The 16668-nt window shown below is 64.0% G+C and carries 7 protein-coding genes and 1 pseudogene; 6 read left to right on the forward strand and 2 right to left on the reverse strand.

Annotated features, from left to right (window positions below; genetic code table 11):
- Window positions 1–165 precede the first annotated feature (165 nt).
- Entirely contained in the window at window positions 166–7425 is a 7260-nt protein-coding gene (locus MB901379_RS02865; RefSeq protein WP_158015275.1) for a type I polyketide synthase, read from the forward strand.
- Between the two features lie 13 nt (window positions 7426–7438).
- Here MB901379_RS02865 and MB901379_RS02870 read toward each other — a convergent pair whose 3' ends face one another.
- Window positions 7439–8212, reverse strand: a complete 774-nt coding sequence (locus MB901379_RS02870; RefSeq protein ID WP_158015276.1) for an MBL fold metallo-hydrolase — start codon at window positions 8210–8212, stop codon at window positions 7439–7441.
- A 29-nt stretch (window positions 8213–8241) separates the two neighbouring features.
- Here MB901379_RS02870 and fgd point away from each other — a divergent pair, with 29 nt between their 5' ends.
- From fgd to MB901379_RS02885, 3 genes are read left to right on the forward strand one after another with little or no spacing between them, the layout of a single operon-like run.
- Window positions 8242–9252 (forward strand): glucose-6-phosphate dehydrogenase (coenzyme-F420), encoded by a 1011-nt coding sequence (fgd, locus tag MB901379_RS02875; protein WP_158015277.1) that lies wholly within the window; start codon window positions 8242–8244, stop codon window positions 9250–9252.
- Window positions 9245–11335, forward strand: coding sequence for a phosphate acetyltransferase (pta, locus tag MB901379_RS02880; protein WP_158015278.1), 2091 nt, complete (start codon window positions 9245–9247; stop codon window positions 11333–11335). The genes fgd and pta overlap by 8 nt, the downstream gene beginning before the upstream one ends.
- The gene (locus MB901379_RS02885) at window positions 11332–12492 is read left to right on the forward strand and encodes an acetate kinase (protein ID WP_158015279.1); all 1161 of its coding nucleotides are present in this window, start codon (window positions 11332–11334) and stop codon (window positions 12490–12492) included. Before pta ends, MB901379_RS02885 begins: the two co-directional genes overlap by 4 nt.
- A gap of 95 nt (window positions 12493–12587) precedes the next feature.
- Here the strand turns inward: MB901379_RS02885 and MB901379_RS25150 are convergent, their stop codons facing one another.
- The gene (locus tag MB901379_RS25150; protein ID WP_158015280.1) at window positions 12588–14483 is read right to left on the reverse strand and encodes a PE domain-containing protein; all 1896 of its coding nucleotides are present in this window, start codon (window positions 14481–14483) and stop codon (window positions 12588–12590) included.
- 731 nt (window positions 14484–15214) lie between these two features.
- On the opposite strand from MB901379_RS25150, the gene MB901379_RS02895 reads away from it, so the two are divergent.
- Together MB901379_RS02895 and MB901379_RS02900 are read left to right on the forward strand one after the other, a co-directional pair.
- A complete protein-coding gene (locus MB901379_RS02895) occupies window positions 15215–15550 on the forward strand; it encodes a hypothetical protein (RefSeq protein ID WP_158015281.1) in 336 nt (111 codons plus the stop codon).
- A 32-nt stretch (window positions 15551–15582) separates the two neighbouring features.
- A pseudogene (locus tag MB901379_RS02900) lies at window positions 15583–16615 on the forward strand (transposase); the annotation flags it as partial.
- Window positions 16616–16668: the final 53 nt, after the last annotated feature.

The raw sequence follows: 16668 nt of genomic DNA on the forward strand, positions 1-16668 counted from the left end.
TGAGGATACTTTGAGAGCGCCTGCACGAAGTTCGGATCGGGGGGGCGCCAGCGGACGAGTGCCGTCCGGATTGCTGCTCGGGACCACAATGGAACACCCCAGTCGAGGTGCCGGCTGTGCAATGTGGCACCGGGCGGACGTGTTTGACCCGACCGAGGCGCCGTGATGACCGACGATCCGCTGCGCGCAGACGCATTGCAAAAATGGTTCAAAACGTACCTGGCCGCGCGGATTGGGTGCGATCCCAACGAGGTCCGGCTTGATGTTCCGGTGCGCGACCTAGGCTTGAAATCGATTGATGTGCTGGCGATTCCGGGAGATTTATCCGATTGCTTCGGCCGTACCGTCCCAGACATGGCCGTATGGGACAACCCGAGCGCCAACGAATTGATCCAAAGTCTTCTCCATGAGCACGCCGCCGGAGGGGCTGCCGAAGCTTATCCGCACGGCGCTCACGAATTGGCGCCCCAGCGGCAGACCGATGACCCAATCGCCGTGGTTGGCATGGCATGTCGGTTCTCCGGCGGCGTCAACAATCCCGATCAGCTATGGGACTTCCTCGCCGACAAGAAGTCGGGAATCACCGGCTACCCTGATCGCCGCTCAACCGTTGCCGATGACCGCACGCCGGCCTGCGATTGCGACTGTGATGAGTCGGAGACAAATTACGGTGGATTTCTGGACACGATCGACGAATTCGACAACCGGTTTTTCGATATTCCTCCCGACGAGGCGTTACGAATGGATCCACAACAACGATTGTTGCTGGAGCTGTCCTGGGAGGCGTTGGAACAGGCGGGAATAATTCCCGAGACACTGCGGCTATCTCGTACGGGCGTATTCGTTGGCGTGTCGTCGAGCGATTATGTGAGGTTCTTGTGGTCCGACGGATTGCGTAAAACGACCATTTGGGACAACACCGGTGGCTCGTCAAGCATTATCGCCAACAGGGTTTCGTACTTCTTAGATCTCAACGGTCCGTCTGTTGTTGTTGATACGGCTTGCTCGTCGTCCCTGGTCGCCGTCCACCTGGCTTGTCGGAGCCTCTCGAATGGGGAGTGCGATCTTGCCATCGTGTCGGGTACGAATGTTCTTATTTCGCCGGAACCCTTTATCGGCTTTCGAGAAGCGGGCGTATTGTCGCGCACCTCCCGCTGTCGCGCGTTCGATAAATCTGCCGATGGCATGGTGCGTGGCGAAGGCTGCGGCGTGGTCATCCTGCAGCGTCTTAGCGACGCGCGCCGCGAAGGCCGGCCAACATTAGCGTTACTGACCGGCTCGGCGGTAAATCAAGATGGCAAATCCAATGGCCTCATGGCGCCCAACCCGCGCGCACAGATCGCCGTTCTGGACAGTGCATGTAAAGACGCTCGAGTCGATCCTTCGGATATTGCATACGTGGAGGCGCACGGCACTGGAACATTATTGGGCGACAAGATCGAAGCGCACGCCCTGGGGAAAGTCTATGGCCGCCGACGGCCAACTACCACGCCGCTGATGATCGGCAGCATCAAGCCCAACATAGGACATCTGGAAGGCGCCGCCGGCATCGCCGGCCTCATCAAGGCGGTGCTCATCATTCAGCGCGGCCTGATCCTTCCCAGTGGAGAGTTCGACGAGCCAAACCCAGACATTCCATTTACCAAGTTGGGGCTTGAAGTCGCGAAGGAATGCCGGGAGTGGCCGGTGGTGGGTGGTCGGCCGCGTTGTGCGGGGGTGTCGTCGTTCGGATTTGGCGGGACTAATGCGCATGTGATTGTGCAGCAGGCGCCGGAGTCGGATGTGGTGTGTGGGGCTGGGGTTGGGGTTGGTTGGGGTGGGGTGGTGGCGTGGGTGGTGTCGGGTAAGACGGCGGCGGGGTTGGTGGGGCAGGCGGCTCGGTTGGCGCAGTTTGTGGGGTCGCGTGCGGAGTTGTCTGCGGTGGATGTGGGGTATTCGTTGGTGACGACGCGGTCGGTGTTTGACCATCGGGCGGTGGTGGTGGGTGCTGGTCGTGCGGAGTTGGTGGCGGGGTTGGGGGATTTGGTTGCGGGCCGTGCCGGTGCTGGGGTGGTCTGTGGGCGGGTGTTGGCGGGGGGCTCGACGGTGTTTGTGTTTCCCGGTCAGGGTGCGCAGTGGTTGGGGATGGGGTCGCAGTTGTATGCGGCCTTCCCGGTGTTTGCCGAGGCCTTCGATGTGGTGGTGGGCGAGTTGGATTTGCACCTGCGATGTGGGTTGCGTGCGGTGTTGTGGGGTGATGACGAACGTCTTTTGGACAGTACTGAATTCGCGCAGCCGGCGTTGTTTGCGGTGGAAGTGGCGTTGTATCGGTTGTTGGAGTCGTGGGGGATGCGGCCTGGTTTGGTGATGGGTCATTCGGTGGGGGAGTTGACCGCTGCCTATGTCGCTGGTGCGTTGTGTTTGGAGGATGCGGCGCTGTTGGTGGTTGCGCGTGGGCGGTTGATGCAGGGGCTGCCTGAGGGTGGGGCGATGTGTGCGGTGCAGGCAACCGAAGATGAGGTCGGGCCGATGTTGGGTGAGCAGGTCAGCATTGCGGCGGTTAATGCTCCGGGGGCGGTGGTGATTTCGGGGGTTCGGGAGGCGGTGCGTGCGATCGCGGATCGATGGGGTGCTCGGGGTCGGCGCGTGCGTGAGCTTGCTGTTTCGCATGCTTTCCATTCGGCGTTGATGGAGCCGATGATCGCCGAGTTCAAAGCTGTTGCCGCGCAGGTGTGTGTGGGTCGGCCCAGTATTCCGGTGGTCTCGAATGTGACCGGGCAGGTGGTGGGTGATGATTTTGCTTCCGCGCAGTATTGGGTTGAGCACATTCGGTCGGCGGTGCGGTTTGCCGACGGTGTGCGGTGGGCGCACGCGGCGGGGGCTCAGCGTTTTGTTGAGGTGGGGCCCGGTGGTGGGCTGACGTCGTTGGTGGAGCAATCGCTGGTTGATGCTGAGATTGTGTCGGTACCCACGCTGGTTAAAGACCGTTCGGAGTCGTTGGGTGTGACGGTTGCGGCGGCGCGGGCTTTTGTCTCGGGTGTGGGTGTGGATTGGGCTGCGGTGTTTTCTGGCAGTGGGGCCATGCGGGTGCCGCTGCCGACGTATGCCTTCCAGCATGAACGGTTTTGGCTGGGCCCGCCCGCAGCGTTAGCTGGTGGTGGTGGTGCTGGCGAGGTGGTCTCGGCGGTGGTGGGGGACTGTGGGGTTGAGGCGGATGGGGCGGGGTTAGCCGCTCGGCTGCGGGGATTGTCCGGTGAGCAGCAATACGCGGTGGTGTTGGAGTTGGTGTGTGAGCACGCCGCGGCGGTGTTGGGTCGTGATGGGGCCGATGAGGTCAATGTTGAACAGGCATTTAGTGATTCGGGGTTCAACTCGCTAAGCGAGGTCGAGTTACGTAACCGGCTCAAGATCGCCACCGGGGCGGCCCTACCGGCCACCATCGTGTTCGACTACCCCACGCCCACCGCCCTGGCTCGGTACTTGATCACCCACGCAGACGGCAACCCCAACCCCACCACCGCGGCTGCCGAACGTGCCTCGGTGCACATCGGTGAGCCAATTGCGGTGGTAGGGATGGGGTGTCGCTACCCCGGTGGGGTAGCGTCGGCAGGCGATCTGTGGCGACTGGTCGCTTCGGGTCGAGACGTGATCTCCGAGTTCCCGACCGATCGTGGGTGGGATGTCGAGGGGCTCTTTGACCCCGACCCCGACGCCGTCGGCAAGTCCTATACCCGTTACGGCGGATTCATGGATGACGTGGCCGACTTCGATGCCGCCTTTTTCGGGATCTCCCCGGGTGAGGCGATAGTGATGGACCCCCAGCAGCGCCTGTTGCTGGAAACCTCATGGGAAGCCCTAGAAAACGCCGGTATTGATCCGCAGACACTTCGCGGCACCGCTACCGGTGTGTACGTCGGTATCTACGGAGACGGTTATGGGATGGGTACCGCGCAGGCTCAGTGGTATGCCGACACCGGCCACATCACCAGCGTGGCTTCCGGCCGCATCGCGTATTGCCTAGGGTTGGCGGGTCCCGCGCTGTCGGTGGATACCGCTTGTTCGTCGTCGTTGGTGGCGCTGCATCTGGCCGCGAACTCGTTGCGCGCCGGAGAGTGCGATCTCGCCTTGGCCGGCGGCTCAACGGTGCTGGCTACGCCGTCGATATTTCTCGGGTTCAGTCGTCAGCGGGGGCTCTCGACCGACGGACGTTGCAAGTCGTTCGCCGAGGCCGCCGATGGAACCGGGTTCTCCGAGGGCGCCGGAATGCTGGTGCTACAGCGACTCAGCGATGCCCGCCGTGCCGGTCGCCCGGTGCTGGCGCTGTTGGCGGGCTCGGCGGTGAACCAGGACGGTGCCTCGAACGGTTTGACGGCTCCGAGCGGGCTGGCTCAGCAGCGGGTGATTGCCGCGGCGCTGGCGGATGCGGGCATCACGGGCGCGGATGTCGATGCGGTGGAGGCCCACGGCACGGGCACGAGGTTGGGCGATCCGATTGAGGCCCAAGCACTGTTGGCCACTTATGGGAAGGACCGCGCCCCGGACGCACCGTTGTGGCTCGGGTCGATCAAATCGAATATTGGGCATTCCCAGGCGGCCGCGGGGGTAGCCGGTGTGATCAAGGTGATCGAGGCGATGCGGCATCAGGTCTTGCCGGCAACGTTGCATGTCGATCAGCCTTCCTCGCATGTGGATTGGTCATCGGGTGCGGTGCAGTTGCTCACCGAGGCCAGGGAGTGGCCGGTGGTGGGTGGTCGGCCGCGTTGTGCGGGGGTGTCGTCGTTCGGCGTGAGCGGGACTAATGCGCATGTGATTGTGCAGCAGGCGCCGGAGTCGGATGTGGTGTGTGGGGCTGGGGTTGGGGTTGGTTGGGGTGGGGTGGTGGCGTGGGTGGTGTCGGGTAAGACGGCGGCGGGGTTGGTGGGGCAGGCGGCTCGGTTGGCGCAGTTTGTGGGGTCGCGTGCGGAGTTGTCTGCGGTGGATGTGGGGTATTCGTTGGTGACGACGCGGTCGGTGTTTGACCATCGGGCGGTGGTGGTGGGTGCTGGTCGTGCGGAGTTGGTGGCGGGGTTGGGGGATTTGGTTGCGGGCCGTGCCGGTGCTGGGGTGGTCTGTGGGCGGGTGTTGGCGGGGGGCTCGACGGTGTTTGTGTTTCCCGGTCAGGGTGCGCAGTGGTTGGGGATGGGGTCGCAGTTGTATGCGGCCTTCCCGGTGTTTGCCGAGGCCTTCGATGTGGTGGTGGGCGAGTTGGATTTGCACCTGCGATGTGGGTTGCGTGCGGTGTTGTGGGGTGATGACGAACGTCTTTTGGACAGTACTGAATTCGCGCAGCCGGCGTTGTTTGCGGTGGAAGTGGCGTTGTATCGGTTGTTGGAGTCGTGGGGGATGCGGCCTGGTTTGGTGATGGGTCATTCGGTGGGGGAGTTGACCGCTGCCTATGTCGCTGGTGCGTTGTGTTTGGAGGATGCGGCGCTGTTGGTGGTTGCGCGTGGGCGGTTGATGCAGGGGCTGCCTGAGGGTGGGGCGATGTGTGCGGTGCAGGCAACCGAAGATGAGGTCGGGCCGATGTTGGGTGAGCAGGTCAGCATTGCGGCGGTTAATGCTCCGGGGGCGGTGGTGATTTCGGGGGTTCGGGAGGCGGTGCGTGCGATCGCGGATCGATGGGGTGCTCGGGGTCGGCGCGTGCGTGAGCTTGCTGTTTCGCATGCTTTCCATTCGGCGTTGATGGAGCCGATGATCGCCGAGTTCAAAGCTGTTGCCGCGCAGGTGTGTGTGGGTCGGCCCAGTATTCCGGTGGTCTCGAATGTGACCGGGCAGGTGGTGGGTGATGATTTTGCTTCCGCGCAGTATTGGGTTGAGCACATTCGGTCGGCGGTGCGGTTTGCCGACGGTGTGCGGTGGGCGCACGCGGCGGGGGCTCAGCGTTTTGTTGAGGTGGGGCCCGGTGGTGGGCTGACGTCGTTGGTGGAGCAATCGCTGGTTGATGCTGAGATTGTGTCGGTACCCACGCTGGTTAAAGACCGTTCGGAGTCGTTGGGTGTGACGGTTGCGGCGGCGCGGGCTTTTGTCTCGGGTGTGGGTGTGGATTGGGCTGCGGTGTTTTCTGGCAGTGGGGCCATGCGGGTGCCGCTGCCGACGTATGCCTTCCAGCATGAACGGTTTTGGCTGGGCCCGCCCGCAGCGTTAGCTGGTGGTGGTGGTGCTGGCGAGGTGGTCTCGGCGGTGGTGGGGGACTGTGGGGTTGAGGCGGATGGGGCGGGGTTAGCCGCTCGGCTGCGGGGATTGTCCGGTGAGCAGCAATACGCGGTGGTGTTGGAGTTGGTGTGTGAGCACGCCGCGGCGGTGTTGGGTCGTGATGGGGCCGATGAGGTCAATGTTGAACAGGCATTTAGTGATTCGGGGTTCAACTCGCTAAGCGAGGTCGAGTTACGTAACCGGCTCAAGATCGCCACCGGGGCGGCCCTACCGGCCACCATCGTGTTCGACTACCCCACGCCCACCGCCCTGGCTCGGTACTTGATCACCCACGCAGACGGCAACCCCAACCCCACCACCGCCGAGTGCCCGGAGGGGGAAGTCGATTCGCTCGCACAGCTTTTCTTGCAAGCGCACGACTCGGGCCGGGAGCAGGACGGATGGAAAATGGTCGCCCTGGCGTCGAATATGCGAGAGCGCATGACTGTCCCGGTTCGACGCCACGATCAATACAGTGCCCGGCTACTCACGCCTGGCGTATCAGATGTGGCCCTGCTGTGCATTCCCACGCTAACCGTGCTTTCCGATGTGCAAGAATATCGCGAAATGGCCAAGGCGATGGCTGGCCGCCATTCGGTCTATTCGCTACCGCTTCCGGGGTTCTGCCCGGACGACGCGTTACCGCAGGACCAAGAAATGATCATGGAAAGCATCTGCGGCACAATTCTTGACATGGTCGGCGGTGGCGAGCGCTTTGTGCTTGCCGGGTATTCGTCGGGCGGTCTGTTGGCCTATGCCCTGGGCTGCTACCTGGCCAAGCGGCACCAGCGCAACCCTCTCGGGGTCGCACTCATCGATACGTACCTACCCTGTCAGATCGCACATTCACGGGCTGATGGCGAGTTCGAAATGACCGAAGCCGGAAGCAGTCTTTCTCGCAAAGTCATCGAAACGGCCAGGGCGCTCAATCGACTCAATGCAACGCGCCTGACCGCCGCGGATGCGTACGCATCGATTTTTCACTCATGGCAGCCCGGCGCCTCAATCGCACCGCTTTTGAACATCGTCGCCAAAGACGAAACGCTGTGTGGTGACGATGTGCGGTCGGAGCGACTTAACCGATGGCGAGCGGCCGGGGAAAAGGTGGCGTATTCGGTCGCCGAAGTCCCCGGCGATCACTTCGAAATGATTACCACATCGAGTGGATCCACCGCGACGGCGTTGCACGACTGGATTTCTGACCGGGCCGGCTAGGACGTGACGTGCGTCAGCGTCGGGCTCGAGCGATCGCCTCTTGCGCCGCCACGCGAATCGGTCCGCGCCAAACGTCGCCGTGGCCTGGTGCCAAGATCTCGGTTTCCAGCAATGCCAGCGCATCCAGACTGCGGATACATTGCTGCCAGCGGTGATTGAACACCGTCGGCAGCAGCTGCGGTCCATGGTGGCGCAACATCGTGTGGCCGGTGACCAGGGCGTCACCGCTGACCAACACGCCGTCGATAAGGTACGAGCAGTGCCCGCTGGTGTGCCCCGGGGTGAAGATCTCCATCGGCTGACCCGGCAACGTGGCGGCCAACGCGGCGGTCAATGGCTGGGTGGTCGGGATGCCTGTGCGAATGAGGCCGCCGCTGCCCAGCAGCCGAAGGCCCCACACCGCCGTGCGGGGGCGCCAGCTGCGCAACACGACGTCGAGAACCGACGCGCTCTGGTGGTACTCCCGCTTGGCGTGACCCACTTCGTCGGCGTGGCAGAACACCGGGGTTCCGTGCTCCCGCGCGAACCAAATCCCGGAGCCTAGGTGGTCGATGTGGGCATGGGTCAGCAGGATCGCGCGCACGTCACCGGCCTGGTAGCCCAGCCGGTGTAGGGAATCGAGTACCCGTTCGCGGTCGCCGGGATAGCCGGCATCGACCAGCATGACGCCGCTTTCGTCGGCCACTACTGCCCAATTGACCATGGGCCCCTGGACCAGGTGGACCTTGTCGGTGAGCCGAACAAGCGGGGGCGAAGACTTTGACGACGTCTTTGACTGGCGGACCATGCCCGCGAGTGTAGGAGTAGAAAGAACTGGTGGCTGAACTAAAACTTGGGTACAAGGCATCCGCTGAACAATTCGCACCGCGCGAACTCGTCGAACTCGCTGTCGTCGCGGAAGCCCGCGGCATGGACAGCGCCACCGTCAGTGACCACTTCCAGCCGTGGCGGCACAAGGGCGGGCATGCTCCGTTTTCGCTGGCCTGGATGACCGCCGTCGGCGAACGCACCAAGCGACTGCTGCTGGGCACCTCGGTGCTCACTCCCACCTTTCGTTACAACCCCGCTGTCATCGCGCAGGCCTTCGCCACCATGGGGTGTCTGTATCCGAATCGCGTCTTCCTCGGAGTGGGCACCGGTGAGGCTCTGAACGAGATCGCCACCGGATACGAAGGCGCCTGGCCAGAGTTCAAGGAGCGGTTCGCCAGGCTGCGTGAATCGGTGCGGCTCATGCGCGAACTATGGGGCGGCGACCGCGTCGACTTTGCCGGTGACTATTACCGCCTCAAAGGCGCCTCGATCTATGACGTGCCCGAGGGGGGCGTTCCCGTCTATATCGCGGCCGGCGGGCCAGCGGTGGCGAAATATGCCGGCCGCGCCGGCGATGGCTTTATCTGTACATCCGGCAAGGGCGAGGAGCTGTACACCGAAAAGCTGATGCCCGCGGTGCTGGAGGGGGCGGTCGCCGCCAACCGAAACGTCGACGAGATCGACAAAATGATCGAAATCAAGATCTCCTACGATCCGGATCCCGAATTGGCGCTGAACAACACCAGATTTTGGGCGCCGCTCTCGTTGACCGCCGAGCAGAAGCACAGCATCGATGACCCGATCGAGATGGAAAAGGCCGCCGACGCATTGCCCATCGAACAGATCGCCAAGCGCTGGATCGTGGCGTCGGATCCCGACGAGGCGGTCGAAAAGGTGGGCCAGTATGTGACATGGGGTCTCAACCACCTCGTGTTCCACGCCCCCGGGCACGATCAGCGCCGGTTCCTGGAGCTCTTCGAAAAGGATCTGGCACCTAGATTGCGGAAACTTGGCTGAACCTAAGCGGCCGGCCGGTACCTCTGCGATCTACATCGCGGCGCCAGAGTCGGAGACGGGCAAGTCAACGATCGCGCTGGGCCTGCTGCACCGATTGGCGGCTAGCGCGGCCAAAGTTGGTGTGTTCCGCCCAATTACCCGAACATCCCGTCAGGAACGCGATTACATTCTGGAGCTGTTGCTCGCGCACTCCACCGCGGGCGTGCCGTATGAACAGTGCATAGGCGTCACCTACCAACAGTTGCACGACGACCGGGACGCTGCCATCGTGGCCATCGTCGAGGCTTACCACGCGGTGGCAACGATGTGCGACGCGGTAGTGATTGTCGGCAGTGACTACACCGATGTGGCCAGCCCAGCCGAGCTATCGGTTAATGCGCGGATTGCGGCCAATCTCGGCGCGCCGGTGTTGCTGACGGTGCGCGGCTGGGGTCGCACACCCGACGAGATCGCCAGCGTCGTCGGGGTCTGCTTGGAAGAGCTGTCTGGCCAACGTGCTCACGTTGCCGCGGTGTTGGCCAATCGCTGTGATCCCGCGCGGCTGGCTGAGGTCGCGCGGGCGCTGAGCGGATTCGGCCCGCGAAACTACGTGCTGCCCGAGGAGCCGCTGCTGGCCGCTCCCACCGTCGCCGAAATGCAGACAGCAGTGGCGGGTAAGGCGATCCGCGGCGACACGGAACTCTTCGAACGTGAGGTCATGGATGTGATGGTCGCCGGCATGACCGCCGACCACTGCCTGGAGCGGCTGCGTGACGGCATGGCCGTCATCACGCCGGGTGATCGCTCCGACGTGGTGCTCGCTGTTGCCAGCGCCCATGGTGCCCAAGGGTTTCCGTCGCTGTCGTGCCTCATCCTCAACGGTGGTTTCGAGTTGCATACGTCGATTGCGGCCCTGGTCGCGGGACTGCGGCTGCGGCTACCCATCATTGCCACCACCGCCGGTACCTACGACACGGCCAGCGCGGCGGCGTCGGCCCGGGGCCGGGTCACCGCGACATCGCAGCGCAAGATCGACACCGCCCTGGGACTGATGGATCGCCACGTCGACATGGCAGACCTGGTGGAGCAGTTGGCAATTCCCATCCCGACGGTCACTACACCACAGATGTTCGTTCACCAGCTGCAGGAGCAGGCCCGTTCCATGCGCAAACACATCGTGTTGCCAGAGGGTGACGACGACCGCATCCTCAAGTCCGCGGGCCGTCTGCTGCAGCGCTCGGTTGCCGACCTCACCATTTTGGGCGACGAGGCCCATATCCGCCTGCGGGCATCGGAACTCGGCGTCAGCCTGGACGGCGCGACAGTCATCGACCCGCGAGTCAGCGAGCTGAATGAGCAATTCGCCGAACAGTATTCGGAATTGCGCAAGTCCAAAGGCGTAACGGTCGAGCAGGCCCGCGAAATCATGCACGACGCGACGTATTTCGGCACCATGTTGGTGTTCAATGACATGGTCGACGGCATGGTGTCCGGCGCGGTGCACACCACAGCGCATACCGTTCGCCCGGCGCTGCAGATCATCAGAACCGTTCCGGGTGTCTCCACTGTCTCCAGTATTTTCCTGATGTGCCTGCCGGACCGGGTGCTGGCATACGGCGACTGCGCGATCATCCCCAACCCTACGATCGAGCAACTCGCAGACATTGCCATCTGTTCGGCTCGTACAGCTGCCAAGTTCGGCATCGACCCGCGGGTGGCCATGCTCTCCTACTCAACTGGCGACTCGGGTACCGGGGTTGACGTTGAAAAGGTAAGGTCTGCAACGCAATTAATCCGAGAAAGAGATCCAGAGCTGCTGGTCGACGGGCCGATTCAGTACGATGCCGCTGTCGATCCATCGGTCGCGGCCACTAAGATGCATGACTCACCGGTGGGCGGCCGAGCGACGGTATTGATCTTTCCCGACCTCAATACCGGCAACAACACTTACAAAGCCGTGCAGCGTTCGGCGGGGGCGATCGCGATCGGCCCGGTGCTTCAAGGCCTACGCAAGCCGGTAAATGATCTGTCCCGCGGTGCTCTGGTCGAGGACATCGTGAATACCGTTGCCATTACTGCTATTCAGGCGCAAGGCGGCAGATGACGGGTAATCAAGTGGTCCTGGTGCTCAACTCGGGATCTTCCTCGCTGAAATACCAACTTGTCGAGCCGGACTCCGGCAGGTCGCTGGCGGTCGGCAACGTCGAGCAGATCGGTGAAGATTCGTCATCGGTGCCCGACCATGACGCGGCCCTGCATCTGGTGTTTGACATGCTGTCCCAGCACGGCATTGACTTGCAGACCTGTGGCCTGGTGGCGGTCGGGCACCGGGTAGTGCACGGAGGACAGGACTTCTACGAACCGACGGTGCTAGATGAGGCGGTGATCGGCAGGCTAGAGGAGCTGTCTGCGCTGGCTCCACTGCATAATCCACCCGCGATACTGGGCATCCGGGTGGCGCGCACATTGCTGCCCGAGGTCCCGCACATCGCGGTGTTCGATACGGCGTTCTTTCACCACCTGCCCGCCGCCGCTGCCAGCTACGCGATCGACCGTGACTTGGCTGAAGTCTGGAAGATCCGCCGCTACGGGTTTCATGGGACCTCGCATGAGTACGTCAGCCAACGCGCCGCAGAGTTCTTGGGTAGGTCGCTCGGTGAGCTCAATCAGATTGTGCTGCACCTGGGTAACGGCGCATCGGCATCGGCTATCGCCGGGGGCAGGCCGGTCGAGACGTCGATGGGTCTGACCCCATTGGAAGGCTTGGTGATGGGCACCCGCAGTGGTGACCTGGACCCCGGTGTAATCGGTTACCTGTGGCGCGCCGCGAAGATGGGTGTGGATGATATCGAGTCGATGCTCAACCACCGATCGGGAGTATTCGGCCTGGCTGGTGAACGCGATTTCCGCCAGCTTCATAAGCTGATCGAGTCAGGCGACGTCGCAGCACAATTGGCCTACGACGTGTTCATCCATCGGCTACGGAAGTACATCGGTGCCTACCTGGCGGTGCTCGGCCACACCGACGTGGTGAGCTTTACCGCGGGGATCGGTGAGCACGACGCGGCGGTGCGCCGCGACGCATTAGCCGGATTGGCCGAGCTCGGTATCGACCTTGCCGGGAACCGTAACGCTAGCCCGTCGGGCGGTGTGCGGCGCATTTCCGTTGATGACTCGCCCATTGCCGTATTGGTGGTGCCGACCAATGAAGAACTGGCCATAGCCAGGGACTGCATCCGAGCGCTTTCGCCCGACGTCTGATGCGGTGTGCGGGTGCGTCCGCGACGGGGTGCGCCGCCGATCGACGTTGTGCATGCGGGCCCCAGTCGGACCCGCTGAGCTTGCTGGCCTCCTAGCTAACCACTGATCACCGACACGGTGCCGCTATCTATGTTGGCAACGTAGACGTGTCCGGTGGTGGGGTCGACCGCCACCCCGAAGGGAAGGGCGCCGACGTCGATGGTCGCGGTGACGGTGCTGGTGGTGGGGTCGATCACCGACACCGTGTTGCTGAAATGGTTGGTGACGTAGACGTAGCCGGTGTTGGGGTTGACCGCCACCCCGAACGGCCCGCTGCCGACGGCGATGGGTGTACCGGTGACGGTGTTGGTGGTGGGGTCTATCACCGACACCGTGCCGTCGGCCTGGTTGGTGACGTAGATGTTGCCGCCGGGGTTGACCGCCACCCCGTACGGATTGTTGCCGACGGGGATGGGTGTTCCGGTGACGGTGTTGGTGGTGGGGTCTATCACCGACACCGTGCCGCCGCTCAGGTTGGTGACGTAGACGTCGCCGCCGGGGTTGACCGCCACCCCGAACGGAGTGTTGCCGACGGGGATGGGTGTTCCGGAGACGGTGGTGTTGGTGGTGGGGTCTATCACCGACACCGTGCCGTCGACCCGGTTGGTGACGTAGACGTGGCCGCCGGGACTGACCGCCACCCCGAACGGAAAGTCGCCGACGGGGATGGGTGTTCCGGTGACGGTGTTGGTGGTGGGGTCGATCACCCACACCGTGTTGCTGCCGGAGTTGGCGACGTAGACGTAGCCGCCGGGATTGACCGCCACTCCGGTCGGATTTGAGCCGACGCCGATGGGTGATCCGATGACGGTGTTGCTGGCGGGGTTGATCACCGACACCGTGCCGTCGCCTCGGTTGGTGACGTAGACGTCGCCGCCGGGGTTCACCGCCACCCCGGTCGGAGCGTCGCCGACGGTGATGGTGGTGACGGTGCCGGGAGCCCCGCCTATCCCGCCGAGCCCGCCGACACCACCGGCGACGCCGGCGGCGGCGCTGCCGACCCCTCCGGCGGCGCCAGGGGCGGCAAAGCCGGCGGTGGCCGCGCCGCCGAGTCCGCCACCACCACCGAGGCCGCCGTGACCGCCGACCCCGAACAGCCCACCATGACCACCAACACCGCCGGCGCCGCCGGTACCGCCGGCCACGCCGAAGGTCCCGCTGCTGCCACCAAGCCCGCCGGTGCCACCGGGGCCGCCATTGCTCAGCAGCCCCCAGGCCGCACCGCCAGCCCCGCCGACACCACCCACACCACCGGCAACGCCGGCCCCGCCGGTACCGCCAGCACCGCCGGAGAACCCGAACAGCGCCCGACTGGCACCCCCAACGCCGCCGGCCCCACCGGCCCCCCCAGTCCCGCCAGCCCCACCAAACCCGCCCAACCAGCCACCCGCACCACCGCCACCGCCGACACCACCGGCCCCGCCAGTTCCGCCGTTGCCGCCGTTGCCGAACAGCCCGGCATTCCCTCCGGCCCCGCCGGCCTGTCCGGCCGCCCCGGAGCCGCCGTCACCGCCGTTGCCCCACAACAATCCGCCAGCCCCGCCGGCCTGCCCGCTGCCCGCGGCCCCGTTGGCGCCATCACCGATCAGCGCGCGCCCAAACAACGCCTTGGTGGGCGCATTGATCATCGCCAGCACGTCGGCCTCAATGGTCTGCAACAGCGACGCGTTGGCGGCCTCAGCGGCCGCATACGCGCCCGACCCCGCAGCGATGGTCTGCACAAACCGATCGTGAAACACCGTCACCTGTGCGCTAAGCGCCTGATACTCCTGCGCATGGGAGCCGAACAGCCCCGCGATCGCCGCCGACACCTCATCAGCCCCGGCCGCCAGCAGATTCGTCGTCGATCCCGCCGCCGCCGCGCTGGCCCGCCTGACCGCCTCGCCGATCCCGCTGAAATCCGTTGCGGCTGCGGCCAAAGCTTCGGGTACTGCGATCACATACGACGACATAGACGGACCTCCACTTCCTCGGCCGCGGCAACCTCAAACAAGCATCAACATGCTCGGCAGACGCGGATGGAAGCGGACGCTACTACATCCGTCAATGCCCATTGAGGCGATTGGCGCACTGTCCGGCTACCGGCCAACAAGACCGTATGAAATGCACACCGGACCATGCGAAATGCACACTAGCTCTGCGAATCCCAGCTCTTTCGGTCGGTGCGAGCCCGGTCCGCCGTACTGCCGCACCAGGCTGCGGTTACCGGTCATGATCGGGCCGCACTGGTTAGTTGTCGTAGGCGATCAGTGAGCGCAGGATGAGTCGGCTGGCTGTGGTTGTGCCAGGTCGCCGCGGTCGGCGTAAGGACTCGTGGAAGGACGCGGACGCAGACGCCGGCGATGGTGCGCCCGCCGTGACGCTCGAGTCCAATCGCGTCTTGGGGGTGTTCTTGATGGACGCGATGACTTGTCGGAGCGGTTCGAAAAAGCATTGTCCCGCAAGGGGTTCTCGCGCTGGTGGCGACAACCCTGCCGGTGTAGCAGCAAATACAGAATGAGCAGAATTTCGCGGGCCCCGGGAGCGCTGTATAGGTGCCGAAGGCCATCGACCCGGGCACGTCGTGGGTGCCCCCGGGGAACGCCGGTCACGAAGTAACTTGTAACCCAACAATTTCTGCGACGGCGGTCACACGTGAGTGCGCGGGAACTGGTTGAGACAGTCGGCCCACCCGGATTTGCCGATGATGGCCGCTGGTGCAAGTGGTTGCGAAACAGTCGATGTCGCGCTAGCGGGCGCACTGGACGAATGTGGTCCGTTTGTCGGGGAAACATCTGTCGGCGGCGAGCCAGGTGAAGAAGATGAAGTGCCGGCCGAACAGAGTGGGTCCGCCCATATTTCGGCGGCGTTGACGGCAACACCTACACCGAACGCGAGGAATATTTTCGGCTGTTCGGTCCAAATGCGATTGGGGAGAACAGGGTTGGTTGATCCGGCTGATGCGCAACAACGGCTGGCGGGGCGTTCGGCGAATCAAAAGCAGTCCGCACCAGACCGGATTATTTGCGAAATATTGTGAGGTCTGGGTGTAGATATTCGAAAGTGACTGTCCTGCAAGAAGAATTAGACTTCTGTAGGGTTCAATCGTTCCAGCTGAAAGTGTCGATCGACGGTCATGGAGTCGGGTCGCATGCCGGGATGGCCATGGTGCGTGAGCTCGCTAACCGCACGGGTTGTCGGCGCAGGTCACCGCCGCGGCTGGTCGATGAACGGATCGCCGCCGCACACCTACCTGGACCGCTGGCGGCCCCCACAGCGGGGCAATGGCTGCACATCGACATTGGGGCCAACCTGGTCATCGACCACTCCGACAACAAAGAACTGGCGGCGCCGACCCGGAAGAAACCTACGGACACCACCCGCTGCCGGCGTTTTGGACCGCCCCCAAGATCGCGGGCGCTGAAGCGCTGCGATACCGCCCGGGCCACCCATGATTTCGCCACGGCCTGCCGCACCGCCGGGGTGGGGTACTCGTTCGGCTACCCCGCCGATTGGCGGGTGCAAGACCCCGTGGACACCCCCCCAACCTCGGCGATGGCTGGTACCCGATGATCGACACCGACGGCGGCATCCGCGACGGGGCCTGGGGGTGCCGAGGCCACCAACCCGGTACCTGGTCTCGTGGCCGATCGGAACCCGGCCAGTCTTGCGCAAAGAACGCCCCACACCCACGGGCGCAGCTGCGGTTCACCGATACCGACGGCGGGAGGTTGACTGCCTTCATCACTGACACCGCACCCGGGGTGGTTCCAGGACAACTCGCCGGCTTGGAACTGCGCTATCGCAAACACGCCCGCGTCGAAGACCGCATCCGTGAAGCCAAAGCCGCTGGTCTGGCCAACCTGCCCTGCCATGGCTTTGGCGCCAATGCCGCCTGGGTCGAAATCGTCCTGACTGCAGCAGATCTGGTTTCCTGGACCAAAATCATCGGATTCACCGCCGCCCCGAGTTGGCCCGCGCCGAGATCACCACGTCCCGCTACCGAGTCCTGCACATCGCCGCCGGCATCACCCGCGGCGTCCGCCGAAGCCGCCTTCGCATCGACGCCACCCGGCGATGGGCCGCAACAATCGCCGCCGCCTGGCATCGAACTCCGCGCCGTCTTCCCCCGACAGCGACAACCCCTGTCCCGCGAAC

The organism is Mycobacterium basiliense (assembly GCF_900292015.1).
GTDB classification, from domain to species: domain Bacteria; phylum Actinomycetota; class Actinomycetes; order Mycobacteriales; family Mycobacteriaceae; genus Mycobacterium; species Mycobacterium basiliense.

Bases quoted from the DNA above. Each gene is read 5' to 3' on its own strand.
- MB901379_RS02865 (WP_158015275.1), top strand. From the start codon at position 166: ATGACCGACGATCCGCTGCGCGCAGACGCATTGCAAAAATGGTTCAAA.
- MB901379_RS02870 (WP_158015276.1), bottom strand. From the start codon at position 8,212: ATGGTCCGCCAGTCAAAGACGTCGTCAAAGTCTTCGCCCCCGCTTGTT.
- MB901379_RS02885 (WP_158015279.1), top strand. From the start codon at position 11,332: ATGACGGGTAATCAAGTGGTCCTGGTGCTCAACTCGGGATCTTCCTCG.
- MB901379_RS25150 (WP_158015280.1), bottom strand. From the start codon at position 14,483: ATGTCGTCGTATGTGATCGCAGTACCCGAAGCTTTGGCCGCAGCCGCA.
- MB901379_RS02895 (WP_158015281.1), top strand. From the start codon at position 15,215: ATGATGGCCGCTGGTGCAAGTGGTTGCGAAACAGTCGATGTCGCGCTA.